Consider the following 16,093-nt stretch of genomic DNA (forward strand, 5'->3'; position numbering starts at 1 on the left):
TTTTTATTAAAAATCTCCTGTCGTATCTCATTCTTCATTAACAGCTAATGGATCATAACATGTCCATAGCCCTTGACTTTGCCTGTCATAAGAAGTATTTTTTTCAGCATGTCAGAAGATTTCATCCCTTCTATAAACCTGCCTCAAAAACAGACTAATTCTGCTGCCTGGTGGTTTATATTTAAAGGACACAGGATGCTCGTCAGAGTTGTCGGGAATACTGCATCTTTACCTCTGTTGAAATCACCTGATGAGCTTGGATTATCAATGATACGGCATCATTACTTGGGAATTCTTGACGGACGTGATTGTTTTTCTGCAGAATTGCCGGACATCTGTGAAGCCCCTGAAGGGACCACTTTGGAAGGCCTGTGGAAACTATATGGACATCTGGAACAAAGTCTGTATAAAGTGGCTATCAGAGCAGTTCAGATAGTGGATTGGGATAGGACACATCAATTCTGCGGAAAATGCGGATCACAAACAACAAACAGAGAAGATATACGGGCCAAAGAATGTCCTGAATGCGGTTTTATCATGTTTCCCAGGATTTCACCAGCTGTTATCGTCCTTGTTGAACATGAAGATATGATATTGCTTGCACGTGCCAAGCGTTTTCAGGATAACTTATACAGCGTGCTTGCCGGTTTTGTTGAACCCGGTGAAACACTTGAAGAGACAGTAAAGCGTGAAATAAAAGAAGAGGTCGGTATTGATGTTAATGATATAAATTACTTCGGAAGTCAACCATGGCCCTTTCCTGATTCCCTGATGATAGCCTTTACTGCAAGGTATGCAGGGGGCGATATAAAAGTCGACGGAGAAGAAATAGTTAACGCGGGATGGTTTAAGGCTGGCAATCTCCCTGAAATACCTGGAAGCATAAGCATTGCGAGGAAATTAATTGACTGGTTTACTGCCAGACATATAAAAAATTAAAATGCCGAAGACGGGACTCGAACCCACACAGACTTACAGCCTACTAGACCCTGAATCTAGCGCGTCTACCAATTCCGCCACTTCGGCACAATGATTATTTAACTTATATGGATATGATACATATGTCAAGAGGAGTGTATGAAAACTTTTGAATCTCTCAATAATTTTGATAGTTTTCCGAATCCTGTTCTTACGATAGGAAACTATGACGGGATACATCTTGGTCACAAACAAATCATTGAAAGGGTAATAGCGCGTGCCGCAGAGATATCCGGCACGTCAATGCTCATGACATTTAATCCCCATCCGTTAAGCGTTTTAAGACCTGATAATCATCTTGGCCTCATCACACCGATTAATATTCGAAAAAGGCTCATCGAGGAAAACGGCATCGACGTGTTGCTCTTATTGCCGTTTACAGATGAATTCCGTCTGACAGAACCCGAGGCATTTGTGAAAGATATATTGATCGGCAAGCTGGGCATAAAGGGCTTGGTGGTAGGTTATGATTTCAAGTTCGGGAAAGGGGGCAAAGGAGATACACATATCCTCAAACACCTGTCTGACCAATATGGCTTTTTCTTTGAAGCAGTGGAGGCTATTACCTTTAACAACGAAAAGGTAGGGAGCAACAGGATAAGAAAACACATTATGTCAGGTAATGTCAAAAAGGCTGAGTTTTTTCTCGGTAGACCTTATGTAATAGAGGGTCGGGTGCTAAAAGGGTACGGGAGGGGAGGCGGCATCGGTTTCCCTACCATAAATATTGAGACCGAATTTGAGGTTATCCCGAAAAACGGGGTCTATATCAGCGAAGTCGAGGTAGGTAATAAGAGATACCGGTCGGTGACAAACATTGGATACAATCCTACCTTTAATAACCGGGACAAATCTATTGAAACATTTATATTGGATTTTTCTGATAACCTTTATGGAATGGAAGTTTCTCTGTATTTTCATGAACGGATCAGAGATGAGATAAAGTTTAACAATGCCGATGAGTTGAAGTGCAGGATTGGTATGGATGTGCATGCAGCCAGATCATATTTTGAAAAGGCTGGACAATAACGTTTTGGGTAAAATTTAATACTTTTAATTACAGGAGGCAGTTTAATGGGGCTGAGATACGAGGAAGTGAACGATGAGGCAGTGACAATGTTGAGGGAAATAAAGGCTCAGTATTTCCCGGAGTTGAAAAATGCTCAGATCAAAGTGCTCTTTGATCTAAAGAAAAGAAAATCTGGAGGGATGATGATCCTTGGCAGGATCATGAAAACAAATGATCTTTTAAGACATCTGACAATCGACGAGGCCGGGGCAGTTGAAGGATATGATTACATTATAACCCTGGACAAATTGTGCTGGGACAATATTACAAAGGCCGATAAAGAAAGGCTGATCCGGCATGAGTTAAGGCATACGGTCTTTGACCTTGAGGCCGAGTCGAATCCATTTAAACTCCAGGATCACACCATATCTGATTTCTATGAAGAGATAGAATACAACAAAGATGATCCGCGTTGGCGGGAAAGACTTTCCACGCTCGTAGACGATATCTATGAACAGCAGAAAGAAGCCCGTTTGGATAAAAAGAAGAAAAAGATAGGGACAGGGCTAAGTTAATTTCCTATTCAAAAAACATTTAATTTCTAATCCGGGGTTTACGGATGGACACTAAATCTTTGTCTGTCTTTTTCGGGGATTTTAATGTTCTAATCTAAAGCGAAATCTTTTTCCCTTTATCATTGCGAGATGATATAATTATTTTCTTACATCACAGTAAATATTAAAAAGGAGGGCGGATGGAACCGAAAGAGGTGAAATTAAACAGGTTGTTTCAAACAAACGGAAAAACCCTGATATTGCCTTATGACCAAGGGCTTGAGCATGGTCCGAGAGATTTTTTCCAGGCTACATTTGCACGAGATCCGATGCATATCATAGAAATTGCAAAAAAAGCAAAATACAATGCGGTTGTTATGCATATAGGAAACGCAAGGAGATACTTTAAGGACATATATGGTGAGGTACCGCTCATACTAAAGGTGAACGGCAAGACGGAGATTCCCCCTGATGACGAACCGCTTTCCCCCCTCACAGCAAGCATTGACGATGCGCTCTCTCTTTCAGCAATAGCAGTAGGCTACACCCTCTATGTCGGCTCAGCAAGGCAGGACGAGGATATTGAACAATTTTCCGAAATAAGAGAAGAGGCCCATAAGCATGGGTTACCGGTAATTGTCTGGTCTTACCCGAGGGGCGAAGACATTAAAGAAAAAGGCGGCAAGGACAGCCTTTACGCCATAGAATATGCAGGCCGTGTTGCTGCAGAACTCGGAGCAGACATGGTAAAACTGAATGTGCCTTCCCTGAAAAAGAATGATAAGATACCGGAACCCTATAGAAGCTATAATATAGGGCTGGAGGATGCAATAAAGCAGATTATCGCAAGTACCGGAGGTGTGCCTGTGATCTTTGCAGGAGGAGAAATGGTCTCCGATAAAGACCTTATCCAGAAAGCCGAGGTGTGCCTTAAGGCTGGAGCTTCAGGGCTTATTTTCGGGAGAAATATATGGCAGAGGCCGCTAAAAGAAGCAGTGGAGATTTCCGGGAAAATTAAGAAAATGATTGCAGGCTGATGATGCAAGTTGAAAAGAAGGATGCCTTTAAACGTATTGACCCGTTTGCTGGCTCATAGGCTTTTATATGGAACATTATAAAACCATAGACCACGAGGCCGATGTCGGATTTGAAATATATGGAAAAACGATGGAGGACCTCTACAAAAATGCTGTAGAGGCCCTTTTTTCGCTTATAGTCAAACCTGGAAAGATGGAGCCTGAGAAAGGCAAAAGGATTGACATAACTGATGACCAGGGACTTCTCGTTGTTTTTCTAAATGAACTTCTCTACCTATGGGATACGGAAGGGTTTATACCAAAAGACATGTCCTTAAAAGTAGAAAAGGGGAAGCTGACGGGAACTGTAATCGGCGGGATTTATAATCCCTCAAGAGATGCCATAAAAGCAGAGGTTAAGGCAGTTACATATCATAATTTTTCTATTGAAGAAAAATATGATATGCTTAAGGCAACAGTAATAATTGATGTATAATAAATGCAATGCTGAATCTTGAGTTCAAAACACCCTCTCCTCTAAAACACTAACTGCTCATTGCAGGAGGTTTAAATAATGGAAAACCTGAGGGAACGTTTAAAAAAGCTTGACGACAACAGATATCTGGTAAAAAGACATGACCGTATGCTTGTGGACGGGCTCGTCTATCTTAATGAAGAACTGCTTAGCCTTATGGGAACTGATGAAAGCATCAAGCAGGTCGAAAATGTTGCGTGCCTGCCCGGTATTGAAGGTATGTCCATGGCAATGCCCGATATCCACTGGGGCTACGGATTTCCAATAGGTGGAGTAGCAGCATTCGATACGGATAAAGGAATTATTTCTCCAGGCGGTGTCGGCTACGATATAAACTGCGGCGTAAGGCTTATGCGCTCCGTGCTGAGCGCTCATGATATCAGGCATAGGATAGAAGACCTCGTCGATAATCTTTACCTTAACATCCCAAGCGGTGTAGGATCCCACAGAAAGGATTTCAAACTTTCAAAAGATGAGTTAAAAAAGGTGCTTAAAAAAGGTGCACGCTGGGCAACAGAGAACGGATACGGAACAAATGATGACTTATTGTTCATTGAAGATGAGGGACAGATTGGATTTGCATTGCCGGACAACGTATCAGACAAAGCATTCGAAAGGGGCAGGGATCAGCTCGGGACTTTAGGCTCCGGCAATCATTTCGTAGAAATCGGCTGTATAAAAGAAATATACGATGAAAACATTGCCCGCACTTTCGGATTGTTTCAGGACCAGGTAACAGTCATGATACATACGGGCTCACGGGGCCTTGGTTATCAGATATGCGACGATTACATAAAAGAAATGTTCAGAGCATCTGAAAAATACGGTATAACCCTCCCCGACAAACAGCTTTGTTGCGCACCTGTTGAATCGCCGGAAGGAAAGAAATATCTGGGAGCAATGGCATCTGCTGCAAACTATGCATTTGCAAACAGACAGATGATCACTCACTGGGTTCGAGAAACATTCGAGCATGTTTTCAGAATGAGCGCAAACAAGATGGGTCTTTCACTCGTTTATGATGTGTGTCATAACATCGCAAAGATAGAGAAGCATAAAAATAAAACTCTTTGCGTCCACAGAAAGGGGGCAACAAGGGCCTATCCGGCAGGTAATCCCGCATTGCCTGAAAAATATATGGAGGTTGGCCAGCCTGTATTAATCCCGGGAGACATGGGCCGGGCATCTTACGTGCTTTGCGGGACAAACCGTGCTATGGAGGAGACCTTTGGAAGCACATGTCATGGTGCAGGACGCGTCATGAGCAGGAGCCAGGCAATAAAGACATCTAAGGGGCGTTCTGTTTCGAAAGAAATGGAATCAAGGGGAATCTATGTGAGAGCTGCAAGCAAGGCAACACTTGTCGAAGAAATGCCGGAAGCATACAAAGATGTATCAAAAGTTGTTCGGGTTGTCCATGATGCAGGCATTTCCAGACTGGTCGCTAAAATTGTGCCGTTGGGTCTTATAAAAGGCTGAACGCCTGTTGAATTAGTATGGGGGATTTATGAAAAAAGAGAAGAAAGGACTTATTGTAGTATTCACTGGAGACGGTAAAGGAAAAACAACAGCCGCACTCGGTGTTGCATTACGTGCAAGCGGTCATGGCATGAACACGCTCATGATAGAATTTATGAAAGAAGAAGGTAAATCAGGAGAGCAGAAGGTCTGCCCGGCAATGTTGCAAAAAATAGATATATACCCCTTTGGTATGGGCTTTGTATTCAGAGGGGACGACCCGAGACCGCATATGGAAATCGTTGAAAATGCATGGCTGTTTATGGAAGAGATGCTATCAAAAAAGAAATACCAGATCCTTATTCTCGATGAGCTATCCGTTGCATTGAGTCTTGGGCTATTCCCCGTTGATAGTGTGATTCGTTTTCTCAAGCTGAAAGATAATGCGCTCCACGTGATTATAACGGGCAGGGATGCGCCGTCTGAACTCATCAAAATAGCTGATATTGTTACAGAAATGAAAGAAGTAAAGCATATATTCAAAGAAGGTACAGCAGCAACACTTGGGCTGGACTACTGATACCAAATTTTGATTGCCCCACATTTTGATTGCCCCGCGGGTTAATTCACCTCTCGTTGTTATATTGTCCTTGATACCCCGTAGTTTATCACGGGGTGATTCAATTAAATGAAGATAAAAATGCAGAAAATATTTCAAAGGTATCTTTACATCTTCTTAAAAAAAGAGTAAAAGAAAAGAATCACCTCGCGGCAAATTACAGAGAATGAGAGCCGAGGGGCAATAAAATATGTTTCAATAACAAACTTGAACAATTGTCGGTAATCCTTATTCATACAGGTTGTTAACAGCAGTAACGGAAACAACAGATTTTACCTTGCCGCATAGATTTTAGACAGGAGATAATATGGATCCAAAGGAAAAAATTATCCTTGCTCTTGATGTCGAACATTTTGAGGAAGCACGCAGAGTTGTTGTAAAGTTTAAAGACCATGTCGGGATGTTCAAGGTCGGCAAACAGCTATTTACACATTGTGGTCCAAAGATTGTAGATTTTATAAACATGAAAAATTCCAAGGTGTTTTTAGACCTCAAGTACCACGATATACCTAACACTGTTTCAAAGGCTGTTATTGAAGCGGCAAGGATAGGCGTTGATATGTTGAATGTACATGCATCCGGTGGTTTTACCATGATGAAAGACGCAAGGGTTGCGCTTTTCAATGCAGCGAAAAGGCTTGAGCTGCAACGTCCTAAGATCATAGGCGTTTCTGTATTGACAAGCATAGATGATACTGAGCTTAAACGCATGGGCATTGATATTCCTGTATCTCAATTAGCCCGGAATCTTGTCCTTCTTGCTAAGGAAGCTGAACTTGACGGTGTTGTTGCGGCAGGTGAAGATATCAGCATGATAAGGGAACTGTGCGGTAAAGATTTTATCATCGTAACGCCCGGTGTAAGGATAGAAGCAAAAAAAGACGACCAGAAAAGGACAATAACACCAAAAGATGCAATCCTTTTAGGCGCAACTTACATCGTACTCGGCAGAGCAATAATGGACAGTGAAAACCCCCAATCCCTCCTTGAAAAAGTCTGCGAAGACCTCAAAGATGCCCTACCTCACTAACAAAAACAGTATTATCGAGCTTATCAAAAACCATCCGGAAACTGTCAAAAGACTTTGGATAGAACATGGTTATGAGACTGTATCGGATGAAGTCATTAAAGAGGCAAAGAAACATGGCATCTCTTTCAAAGTGCTTCCAAAAGACACCTTTTTTAAAAAATTCATTGAAGCAAAATCTCATATATGCCTTGAAAGGGATGAAATCTCATATACAGATCCCGATAAGTTTCTGCATGATCTTGAATATATTAAAAACCCTCTCCTGTGTGCCCTTGACGGCATCTATGATCCGCAGAACCTTGGCAATATTTTGCGAAGCGCAGCCTGTTTCGGAGTAGACGCAATCATTATCCCGAAAGACCGCTCATGCGGAATTACACAAACCGTTGCGAACATCTCCCGGGGAGGCATTGAGCATGTAAAAATAGTCAGAGTTGTCAACCTTGCACGATTCATTGATTCATTGAAAAAAACCGGTGTTTTTTGTTATGGTCTCGACGAAAAGGGAACGATGCCAATATGGAAAACAAATCTGCAGGGTGCTGCGTGCCTTGTATTGGGCAGCGAAGAGGGTTTGCGGAGACTCACAAGAGAGAAATGTGATGAAATCGTCAAAATCCCCACTGAGGATAACTTTTCTTCATTAAATGTTGCAACCTGCTTTGCCGTTTCTGTCTGCGAAGTAAAACGGCAACGGGCTACTGCTCAGATAAATTGATACAGGCTAAATGAATATTGAACAAAAATTAAACAACTTAAAAGAAATTATTAAGGGCATTCAAAAGGTTGTTGTTGCCTTTTCCGGCGGTGTGGACAGTACATTTCTTTTAAAGATTTGTATAGACATTCTCGGCAGAGAAAATGTGATTGCCTTTATTGGATTGTCTCCTGCATGTCCTCAAAGTGAAATAGAAGAAGCGAAGAGTCTTTCAAAAATTATCGGAGCCGAATGTATTATTGAAGAGACTTCCGAGATGGAAGACCGGAACTTCATTCAAAATACAACCTCCCGCTGCTATTTCTGCAAGACTCATCTTTTTAATAAGGCATGGGAAATAGCAAAGGATAGAGGTTTTCTTCATGTGGCAGAAGGATCAAACCTCGATGATCTGGATGACTTCAGACCCGGAAGAAAAGCCTGCATTGAACAGCATATCTTAAGTCCCTTGCTGACAGCTGAACTTACAAAAAATGAAATAAGGGAACTGTCAAAAAAATATTCTCTTCCGACACACAACAAACCTTCCCTTGCCTGTCTTTCATCAAGAATACCTTACGGTACACCAATCAGCATTGAGGTTCTTAAAAGAATAGAACGCTCTGAGAATTTTATCCGAAGTCTGGGAATACGGCAGGTAAGAGTAAGGCATCACGGGAATATTGCACGCATCGAAGTCACAGGAGAGGATTTCGGTACAATTATGGCCAATAAAACCGGCATAGTAGAAGCGCTCAAACAGTATGGATTTTCTTATGTAACGCTTGATTTGGAAGGATATAAAACCGGAAGCATGAACATTGTAATATGAACAAAACAATACTATCATGGTGTTTGTTCGACTTTGCCAATTCAAGCTATTCAGCAGTTATAGCAGCCACAATCTTTCCTGTTTATTATGCAAATGTCATTGTCGGTAATTCTGCCGGCATGGGTGACGTTTGGTGGGGAAGAGCAATATCGGTAAGCATGGCTATTGTTGCTATAACATCTCCTTTTCTTGGAGGTATTGCCGATTACGCAAAGATACGAAAGAGACTGCTTTTATTCCTTACCCTTTTATGCATTGCTGCTGTGGCTCTTTTTTCTTTTCTCAGCAAAGGTATGGCCATAGAAGGGTTTATTTTAATAGTTCTTGCAAATATTGGAATGGAAGGCGGTCTTGTTTTTTATAACTCTTTTCTGCCTGAAATTGTTCAACCGACACATCAGGGCAGAGTTTCTGCATGGGGTTTCGGGATTGGATATGCAGGCTCAATATTTTCGCTTCTTCTTGCGCTTTTGCTTGTCCGCTACGAAATGATTGACATTATATGGCTTATGGTAGCACTATTTTTTGCCGTTTTTTCTCTGCCTGCCTTCATTTTTCTTCCAAAAGATCCAAGGGTCGGAACAAAGATATTTATTTCGGCAATAGAAGGGTTTAGCCAAACATGGGGGCAGTTAAAAAAGATGTGGCAGAATAAAAATCAGAGAAGATTCCTTATAGCCTACCTTATATATGAGGATGGTGTAAATACCGTCATAGTATTCTCAAGTATTTTTGCTGCAACCACCCTCGGTTTTAAATCCGAAGAATTAATCTATATGTACCTTGTTGTGCAGGCTACAGCCCTTGCCGGCGTATTTTTTATGGCCAGATACATTGACTACTGGGGACCCAAAAAGGTGATCCTGCTTTCCCTGATTTTATGGATTGCTATAACAACTGCCATATTTTTTGTTCATGGAAAATTTTTGTTCGCAATAATAGCTTCTATTGCGGGGTTTGGACTGGGCACGGTACAGGCTGCAACAAGGGCTTTTTACACTCAGTTCGTATTGCCGGGCAAGGAATCGGAGTTTTTCGGCGTTTACAGTCTTGTCGGTAAATCATCTGCAATAATGGGACCGCTTGTTTTCGGGTATCTTTCGTCGACCTTAGGGAGTCAACGACCTGCTGTTTTTTCAGTAGCCCTGTTTTTCATTCTGGGTTTTGTCATAATAAAAACCGTCAGGGGTGGACAACCTAATGTTACTTGAAAATTCAATAGCCCATAGATATATTGTAATATATCTTATGGCCTTATACTCACGAGGGAGGCAACGCAAGCACGGTGTGCATAGTGTCATACCAATTCGGTTTCATGCATAGAACAAGGCGACGACGACGAGCCGACGCAGGCGTACTACCAGTACGTCGAGGAGCGCGAAGAGGAGGCAACGAAGTTATATGATTGAAGGCGAATTGGTATCAATATGACAAATAGCTTGCACAGCAAGCGAGAAGGGGAGGCCGGGGTACCCGCTTGCGGGTCGTGCTTTGCTGATAGAGGGGGCGACGCAAGCCCGGTGTGCATAGTGTCAATGTGATAAATAGCTCACAAGGTGAGCGAGAGGGGGAGGCTCCGACAGCTTTGCTGGTGGAGGGGGCGACCGGGTACCCGCTTGCGGGTGTCCCGGTAATAGAACAGCGAAACGGGAAGGATAAGACCAAAATAAAATATCCGTTTTGCCTATAAAATAAGGGGGAAGCAAATGGATCTGATTGATGAACTCAAAAAAAAGACTGAAGAAGGATTGAAGACGCTGAAGGAGACGGCACAGGATTTAGCTTTTAATGTTGAAAAACAGGCAAAGATCGGCAAAAAAAAATACGTTGATATTACAAAACTTCAGAGGAACATTCAAAAGTTGTACACAGAAATGGGCCAACATGTTTACGATGAGCTTTCCATAGGGAAAACATTGGGTAAAGATGACATCTATCTGAAGGAAAGGATAAACTTAATCACAAAATTCAACTTAGAGATAAAGGATATAGAAGACGAAATAGATGAAATACAGAAAAACATGCCGCCCAGGAAGTACGATCAATAAGCTTTCACAGATTGTCCGATATCTACTTTGAAGTTACTAAGTTTCTGCAGACAAGTTTGCTGAGGAGATAGACTTCCGAGTCGGGCGGGGTCTTAATCCATCTTCCTGCAATATAAGATGTTTTTATCCTGCTGCCCCATAAATAATCAACTGAGTCCTCCATAAGATGAAACATGTTGCTTGCGCAGGAGATTTCAAGATGTAATAGTTGCGGTTTTTTGTTTGAAGCAGCTATCTTCATCCAGACGCCAACCTGGTTATCGGAAATATATGTAACGGTTTATGAATCATAGTAGTATTTCATGTCAGACTGGTTTACATCATAGCAGATATATACCCATCTGTCGTTTTTGTCTGATGCTTCCATAATTCCAGACAATGCAACAATGGCTGAAATGACAAAAATAACTATTAAAACGGCATTTTTTAAAAATTTTCTCAAGCGCCTGTTCCTCCTGATGTGTTTATACATTTATCTTCTGTCGGATAGAATGCCTTCGACCTGCCATTATACACATCAGATCTCCTGTTAGATGCTCCGCCCCCTGTATCGAAGTGGCTCATCGTTCACATGCCATGCTGCTCTGTCTATGTCCTCTATTTCTTCTCACTTCTTTTTTGCATTCCTGGCATACAATTCCTAATTCATCCGTATTAAAACTAAATATTTTTCCGCATATATAGCATATTTCCTGGTTGCCGTTTCTGCGGGGATAATCAGGATATTCCCTATGCAAACAGCTCGGGTTGGAACATACAAGGACCCTTACTCTGTTTGTATAATCATATTCAGGCAACATTTCCGACTCACATTTCCTGCATATCACAGATCACCTCTGTTTGATTTATATTTTCTGCATGGTAGAATTATCGGAAAATTATCAAATTAATTTAGTAAAATATTGTATTAAATTTCAGAAATGTGATTTTAGCAGAACTCCACGCATACCTTAATATCAGACCAATATCCGGAAGATATCTAACCTACGGGATGTCAAGGTAACAGTTGATATATTTGTCTCTTATGACTCCCGACATCACAGCAGAGCATAATAAAAAGGCTGCCCGAAAGCAGCCTTTTTATTAATAATTTTTTTGCCCGTCACAAGTGAAAAATATTGATGGCGGGATATACTTTTTTGGATCTAAGCTTTTGCAATTTCAAAAGACATCTGACCATCATCATACTTCAACGGCCTGATCATTATATCCATTCCGACTTTTGCATCCTCTGGTTTAATATCGCCGGCAAGACGTGCAAAAAGCTTTATTCCGCCGAGATCAGCAACACCCATAATATATGGACAATCCTTTTCAAATCCAAAAGGTGCATAATAAGCGGTTGTGAATGTTTCGAGCTTGCCGCTTTTCGGCATCTCAAACCAATCCATATCTTTTGACATACATGCAGCACAATCAGCCCTTGGCGGAAAATACTTTGCGCCGCACTGTTTACACACTGAACCTTCTACCTTTCCTTCTTCTAACAAATCGACGAACTTTGACACCTTTGTCATAGCCGTAAAACTCTTTCTTCCAAATTTTTCGAATCCCATCGTATCACCTCCCAAAGATTGTGACATTGCCATATAAGCCAACGCCGCCGACATTGTGAACAAGACCTATTTCCGGACTCCCCGGTACCTGCATGGGGCCTGCCTCGTCTCTCAACTGAAGAACAATTGTACGTATCTGCGATCCACCTGTTGCGCCGATTGGATGACCTTTAGAGAGGAGACCACCATCGACATTAACGGGAATCCTGCCTTCTTTGTATGTGGCTTTTTCACGGATAAGCTGCTTTCCGTCGCCCATTGGTGCAAATCCAAGTCCTTCATATGCCATAATCTCTGCGATGGTGAAGCAGTCGTGTACTTCAGCAACTTTTACATCTTTTGCTGTTATGCCGGCCATTTTGTATGCCTCTGCTGCTGCTCCGTAACCTACGCTTAAGCCTTTGGCAAAGTCCGGTCTTGCGGCCATATTCACTGCCTCGGAAGCGGCGCCTATACCGAGTACCCATACAGGTTTCTTTGAAAAAGCTTTTGCTTTTTCTGCATTTGCCAGAATAACGCAGGAAGCGCCGTCTGCATTGGCACATGCGTCACCGACTCTCAGAGGCCATGCGACAGCACCTGCCATCCTGGCATCGGGATTACTCGGATCGAAATCTGATGCCTTAACGCCCTTACGGTAAACGGCTCTCTCGTTAGTCTGACCATAAGTTCCTGATTTTATACGTACGTCTCTCAGATCATCATGCGTTAAACCGTTTTTTGCCATATATGCCTGTGCGTAGAGTGCATAATAGGCAGGCATCATAGTACCGAATGGAGCTTCCCACTGGATATCAGCACCACGGCCCATTCTTTCCTGTGATTCGGCAGATGTAATTTCCGACATTTTCTGGAAACCGACAACAGCCACCACATCATGCAATCCGGCTTTAATCATACTGTATGCCACCTTTAAGCCGCTGCTGCTTGATGAACAAACGGTCTCAATATAAAAGGTCGGCTGGGGAATGAGTCCCAGATACTCTGCCAGAACGCCTGCGGGTGATCTTTGCTTGTCATATTCAGGTGCTGAGCAAAAAATAGAAGCGGCAATATCCTTTTGCGTGATACCTGCATCCTGTGTCGCCTCTCTGAAAGCCTCAAAGGCCAATTCTCTGATCGAGCCTTCGTAGCCCCGGACAAACGAAGTCTGACCAACTCCAATAACTGCTACATCTTTTGCCATAAACTTCCCTCCTTCTTTTACTGTTTTTTTGTGTTTTTGATTCTCTGGTATATTGTAACAAAACGGTTATGCGTTTTCATGTCCTTTGAAAAGACATGGGTACCGTCATTTCTGGAGACAAAGTACAGATAGTCTACAGGTGCAGGGTAAAGTGCTGCCATAATTGAATTTTTATCAGGGTTGCAAATCGGGCCCTTCGGCAGCCCCTTTAATACATATGTATTGTACGGAGTAGGCGTAACAAGGTCATATTTTGTTATAGGACTGAAAAATGCACCTGTTCCATATATTACAGTGGGGTCACAATCAAGAGACATATTCTTCCTGAGTCTGTTATGAAAAACCGCTGAAATAATAGGCTTTTCATCTTTCATTTTTGCTTCTTTTTCTATCATCGATGCAAGGGTTAATGTCTGGTTAATATTCATTTTTAATTCTTGCATTTTGTCCCGTATATTTTCTCTTTCAAAAAATTTAAAAGTTCTCTGAACTATCTTTTCTAAAAATTTATCTACATCCGTCTCCTTGCTGTAATAATATGTGTCCGGTGAAAGATATCCTTCCAAGGAATCGGAAGTGATTTTTAATCGCCCGAGAAATTCCTTGTCCTTTGCAAGACGTATAAATTCATCTCTTCCAGTAATTTTTGCATTCTGGATTGTTTCTGCTACATTATATATATTGTAACCTTCAATAATCTTCAATGTATATATATTTCTCTCACCTTGCTTCATTTTCATAATAATATCAAAGGTGGACATGTTCCTTTTCAGCTCATATTCGCCCGCTATCAACTTACTTCCTGCAAGAAATGAGCAAAGCATAAAAAGATTGGATGAATATATTATGTTGTCATCTTTCAGAAGACCGGCTATGTTGTAAAGACTCATTCCGTTCTTTACAACAACATTAATAGGCTCATTTTCTGTGTTCATGGGGATACTTCCAAAAATCAGTGTTTGCATTATCAGGAATAATATTGCTGTAATTATAATTATTCTTTTATGATGTTTTGCGGGCATCCAGGTATCCGTGTGTTATTATTTGTAATGTCATCACGTCAGGAAAGGTTCTTCTCTTTTTATGTTTTAAATTTGCCATTTCGAAGACCTTCCGGCTTCATTTTTACTAAATCTTTCATTCCATAATTTTAATGGAAATTGAAATGCCTATTTTTTTCTCCTGCGTCAGGACATAACGTGCTCATTTATTATACATCCGCTGTATTATAGCAATTTTTGATTAAGATTCAACAGTAAAAGTTAATGTGACATAACAACGGGCTTCTGCCTTGTATATGGAAAGACTAACTTTTCGAGCCATATTTGTCAGCCCCTGTTATAAAAGGCTATAATATTGTATGATGTAACATAAACATTTTGGTTTATTCTATGAGAAATTTCACTCGAACAACTCTGGTTTTGATGTTTCTTTCACTCTTTAGTACATTTTGGATTTTATTTATCCCTCCAGTCTGGGGACAGCATTACCCGGAAAGCTCCCGGATTGAAGCAGAAAAACCTTCAGACATTGAAGAACTTTCACAGCCAGGGCGCAGGACCGCTGAAATTTTCAGGCCCGGGGTTGAAGACACAACTGCCCCTGCATCTCCCGGAGATGATGCACTGGGGCAGCAATATATCCTCAAACAAAAGTCCGAATATGAACCTTTTTCCGTTTTCGGGAATCTTGTATGGAACTGGACCAGCAACGTAGCGCTGACAAAAAACAACCCGCAGGATGATAATTATATTGTTACAACCGGCGGGGTTTCATACCAGCCCATAATACGTCCCAATCTGCTTGGAGAGATTACCGTTGTTCAGCAATGGTTTCGTTATGACAAGTTTACTGATATGAATTTTGACAGTTTGAACATCGGGGCAGGACTTTCTTATGCCATACCGGAACTTTCCAATCTGGCAGTTTTCAGCCGCTATAACTATAACAGGCTCACAGATGCGGACGGGACGGGTGAGTATTTTCGAAACCACACTATAACATTCGGTTTTTTTAAAATATTTCCTCTGGCGCGGACACACTATCTATACGGAGGTTATTCAAGCCAGTTCGGTTTTTCAGACCCTAAAATATATCAAAGAGACTATCACTCTGCCGTTGGAGGATATAACATCGACATTACATCAAAACTATCTGTCGATTTAAGTATTCGCGTTTCCTACATTCCTTATGAAGAGGAGGGCCGTGAAGATTTCAATGAGTCTGTTTCGCTTGGAATAACATATAAGCCCAAGCCCTGGCTTATTCTTACTTTTTCCAGCTTCGCCGCATTCAACCAGTCAAAAAATGGTGTTTTTGAATATAACGTAGTAAATTTAGCCCCGAACATCGGGATAAAGATTAAATTTTAAAGGAGCTGCAGGATGTTTTGTCTTATTGGAAAAGCCTCAAAGATTAATTACATTTGCAGTACTGACGTAAGATGTTTTTAGTAGACACCAAAGTTGATGTACAATACGACAATGGAGGTGTCAAAATGAAAAGAATTCCCAATGCAGTTTACACAAAGGAGTTCAGAGAGGAAGCGGTGAAGATGGTTACGGAAGGAGGACTG

18 protein-coding genes and 1 tRNA gene are annotated in these 16,093 nt (G+C 41.5%); 13 read left to right on the plus strand and 6 right to left on the minus strand.

The features are described 5' to 3' along the window. The first annotated feature begins 108 nt into the window (after positions 1–108). Positions 109–939 carry an NAD(+) diphosphatase gene (nudC, locus tag NT010_09740; protein ID MCX5806330.1) on the plus strand — a complete coding sequence of 277 codons (831 nt, stop codon included), beginning with the start codon at positions 109–111 and terminating at the stop codon, positions 937–939. A gap of 2 nt (positions 940–941) precedes the next feature. On the opposite strand, the gene NT010_09745 is transcribed toward nudC, so the two are convergent. Continuing rightward, positions 942–1,026 (minus strand) — tRNA-Leu (locus NT010_09745). Between the two features lie 51 nt (positions 1,027–1,077). On the opposite strand from NT010_09745, the gene NT010_09750 reads away from it, so the two are divergent. From NT010_09750 to NT010_09800, 11 genes are all read left to right on the plus strand, one after another. After that, positions 1,078–2,007: a bifunctional riboflavin kinase/FAD synthetase gene (locus NT010_09750; GenBank protein ID MCX5806331.1), complete on the plus strand. Its 930-nt coding sequence runs from the start codon at positions 1,078–1,080 to the stop codon at positions 2,005–2,007. 45 nt (positions 2,008–2,052) lie between these two features. After that, positions 2,053–2,562 carry a putative metallopeptidase gene (locus NT010_09755; GenBank protein ID MCX5806332.1) on the plus strand — a complete coding sequence of 170 codons (510 nt, stop codon included), beginning with the start codon at positions 2,053–2,055 and terminating at the stop codon, positions 2,560–2,562. Positions 2,563–2,741: 179 nt separating this feature from the next. Continuing rightward, entirely contained in the window at positions 2,742–3,578 is an 837-nt protein-coding gene (locus NT010_09760; protein MCX5806333.1) for a fructose-bisphosphate aldolase, read from the plus strand. 67 nt (positions 3,579–3,645) lie between these two features. After that, positions 3,646–4,053 carry an archease gene (locus NT010_09765; protein ID MCX5806334.1) on the plus strand — a complete coding sequence of 136 codons (408 nt, stop codon included), beginning with the start codon at positions 3,646–3,648 and terminating at the stop codon, positions 4,051–4,053. A gap of 147 nt (positions 4,054–4,200) precedes the next feature. Further along, positions 4,201–5,571 (plus strand): RtcB family protein, encoded by a 1,371-nt coding sequence (locus NT010_09770; GenBank protein ID MCX5806335.1) that lies wholly within the window; start codon positions 4,201–4,203, stop codon positions 5,569–5,571. 28 nt (positions 5,572–5,599) lie between these two features. Continuing rightward, positions 5,600–6,130 (plus strand): cob(I)yrinic acid a,c-diamide adenosyltransferase, encoded by a 531-nt coding sequence (locus NT010_09775; GenBank protein MCX5806336.1) that lies wholly within the window; start codon positions 5,600–5,602, stop codon positions 6,128–6,130. Between the two features lie 346 nt (positions 6,131–6,476). Further along, the gene (gene pyrF, locus NT010_09780; GenBank protein MCX5806337.1) at positions 6,477–7,199 is read left to right on the plus strand and encodes an orotidine-5'-phosphate decarboxylase; all 723 of its coding nucleotides are present in this window, start codon (positions 6,477–6,479) and stop codon (positions 7,197–7,199) included. Then, entirely contained in the window at positions 7,183–7,917 is a 735-nt protein-coding gene (gene rlmB, locus NT010_09785; protein ID MCX5806338.1) for a 23S rRNA (guanosine(2251)-2'-O)-methyltransferase RlmB, read from the plus strand. Before pyrF ends, rlmB begins: the two co-directional genes overlap by 17 nt. Before the next feature lie 10 nt (positions 7,918–7,927). Then, complete coding sequence (gene larE / locus NT010_09790; protein ID MCX5806339.1) at positions 7,928–8,728, plus strand: ATP-dependent sacrificial sulfur transferase LarE; 801 nt, start codon at positions 7,928–7,930, stop codon at positions 8,726–8,728. Then, positions 8,725–9,939: an MFS transporter gene (locus tag NT010_09795; protein ID MCX5806340.1), complete on the plus strand. Its 1,215-nt coding sequence runs from the start codon at positions 8,725–8,727 to the stop codon at positions 9,937–9,939. The genes larE and NT010_09795 overlap by 4 nt, the downstream gene beginning before the upstream one ends. A 495-nt stretch (positions 9,940–10,434) precedes the next feature. Beyond that, on the plus strand, positions 10,435–10,776 hold the full coding sequence (locus NT010_09800) for a hypothetical protein (protein MCX5806341.1): 342 nt from the start codon (positions 10,435–10,437) through the stop codon (positions 10,774–10,776). Positions 10,777–10,798: 22 nt separating this feature from the next. Here the strand turns inward: NT010_09800 and NT010_09805 are convergent, their stop codons facing one another. From NT010_09805 to mltG, 5 genes are all read right to left on the minus strand, one after another. Further along, positions 10,799–11,017 (minus strand): hypothetical protein, encoded by a 219-nt coding sequence (locus NT010_09805; protein ID MCX5806342.1) that lies wholly within the window; start codon positions 11,015–11,017, stop codon positions 10,799–10,801. 39 nt (positions 11,018–11,056) lie between these two features. Then, positions 11,057–11,218, minus strand: a complete 162-nt coding sequence (locus NT010_09810; protein MCX5806343.1) for a hypothetical protein — start codon at positions 11,216–11,218, stop codon at positions 11,057–11,059. A gap of 703 nt (positions 11,219–11,921) precedes the next feature. Further along, on the minus strand, positions 11,922–12,332 hold the full coding sequence (locus NT010_09815; protein MCX5806344.1) for a Zn-ribbon domain-containing OB-fold protein: 411 nt from the start codon (positions 12,330–12,332) through the stop codon (positions 11,922–11,924). A 4-nt stretch (positions 12,333–12,336) separates the two neighbouring features. Beyond that, positions 12,337–13,518 (minus strand): acetyl-CoA acetyltransferase, encoded by a 1,182-nt coding sequence (locus NT010_09820; GenBank protein ID MCX5806345.1) that lies wholly within the window; start codon positions 13,516–13,518, stop codon positions 12,337–12,339. Positions 13,519–13,535: 17 nt separating this feature from the next. Continuing rightward, complete coding sequence (gene mltG / locus NT010_09825; protein MCX5806346.1) at positions 13,536–14,540, minus strand: endolytic transglycosylase MltG; 1,005 nt, start codon at positions 14,538–14,540, stop codon at positions 13,536–13,538. Between the two features lie 369 nt (positions 14,541–14,909). Between mltG and NT010_09830 the strand changes: the two genes are divergently transcribed. Continuing rightward, positions 14,910–15,890 carry a hypothetical protein gene (locus NT010_09830; GenBank protein ID MCX5806347.1) on the plus strand — a complete coding sequence of 327 codons (981 nt, stop codon included), beginning with the start codon at positions 14,910–14,912 and terminating at the stop codon, positions 15,888–15,890. Positions 15,891–16,093: the final 203 nt, after the last annotated feature.

This window comes from Pseudomonadota bacterium (genome assembly GCA_026388275.1).
Lineage (GTDB): Bacteria > Desulfobacterota > Syntrophorhabdia > Syntrophorhabdales > Syntrophorhabdaceae > JAPLKB01.

What these genes read in the sequence shown, in the direction of transcription:
- NT010_09765 (MCX5806334.1), top strand. Translation starts at nt 3,646, where the DNA reads ATGGAACATTATAAAACCATAGACCACGAGGCCGATGTCGGATTTGAA.
- nudC (MCX5806330.1), top strand. Translation starts at nt 109, where the DNA reads ATGTCAGAAGATTTCATCCCTTCTATAAACCTGCCTCAAAAACAGACT.
- NT010_09830 (MCX5806347.1), top strand. Translation starts at nt 14,910, where the DNA reads ATGAGAAATTTCACTCGAACAACTCTGGTTTTGATGTTTCTTTCACTC.
- NT010_09815 (MCX5806344.1), bottom strand. Translation starts at nt 12,332, where the DNA reads ATGGGATTCGAAAAATTTGGAAGAAAGAGTTTTACGGCTATGACAAAG.
- rlmB (MCX5806338.1), top strand. Translation starts at nt 7,183, where the DNA reads ATGCCCTACCTCACTAACAAAAACAGTATTATCGAGCTTATCAAAAAC.
- NT010_09775 (MCX5806336.1), top strand. Translation starts at nt 5,600, where the DNA reads ATGAAAAAAGAGAAGAAAGGACTTATTGTAGTATTCACTGGAGACGGT.
- larE (MCX5806339.1), top strand. Translation starts at nt 7,928, where the DNA reads ATGAATATTGAACAAAAATTAAACAACTTAAAAGAAATTATTAAGGGC.
- pyrF (MCX5806337.1), top strand. Translation starts at nt 6,477, where the DNA reads ATGGATCCAAAGGAAAAAATTATCCTTGCTCTTGATGTCGAACATTTT.
- NT010_09750 (MCX5806331.1), top strand. Translation starts at nt 1,078, where the DNA reads ATGAAAACTTTTGAATCTCTCAATAATTTTGATAGTTTTCCGAATCCT.
- NT010_09805 (MCX5806342.1), bottom strand. Translation starts at nt 11,017, where the DNA reads ATGAAGATAGCTGCTTCAAACAAAAAACCGCAACTATTACATCTTGAA.
- NT010_09760 (MCX5806333.1), top strand. Translation starts at nt 2,742, where the DNA reads ATGGAACCGAAAGAGGTGAAATTAAACAGGTTGTTTCAAACAAACGGA.
- NT010_09795 (MCX5806340.1), top strand. Translation starts at nt 8,725, where the DNA reads ATGAACAAAACAATACTATCATGGTGTTTGTTCGACTTTGCCAATTCA.
- NT010_09800 (MCX5806341.1), top strand. Translation starts at nt 10,435, where the DNA reads ATGGATCTGATTGATGAACTCAAAAAAAAGACTGAAGAAGGATTGAAG.
- NT010_09755 (MCX5806332.1), top strand. Translation starts at nt 2,053, where the DNA reads ATGGGGCTGAGATACGAGGAAGTGAACGATGAGGCAGTGACAATGTTG.
- mltG (MCX5806346.1), bottom strand. Translation starts at nt 14,540, where the DNA reads ATGCCCGCAAAACATCATAAAAGAATAATTATAATTACAGCAATATTA.
- NT010_09820 (MCX5806345.1), bottom strand. Translation starts at nt 13,518, where the DNA reads ATGGCAAAAGATGTAGCAGTTATTGGAGTTGGTCAGACTTCGTTTGTC.
- NT010_09770 (MCX5806335.1), top strand. Translation starts at nt 4,201, where the DNA reads ATGCTTGTGGACGGGCTCGTCTATCTTAATGAAGAACTGCTTAGCCTT.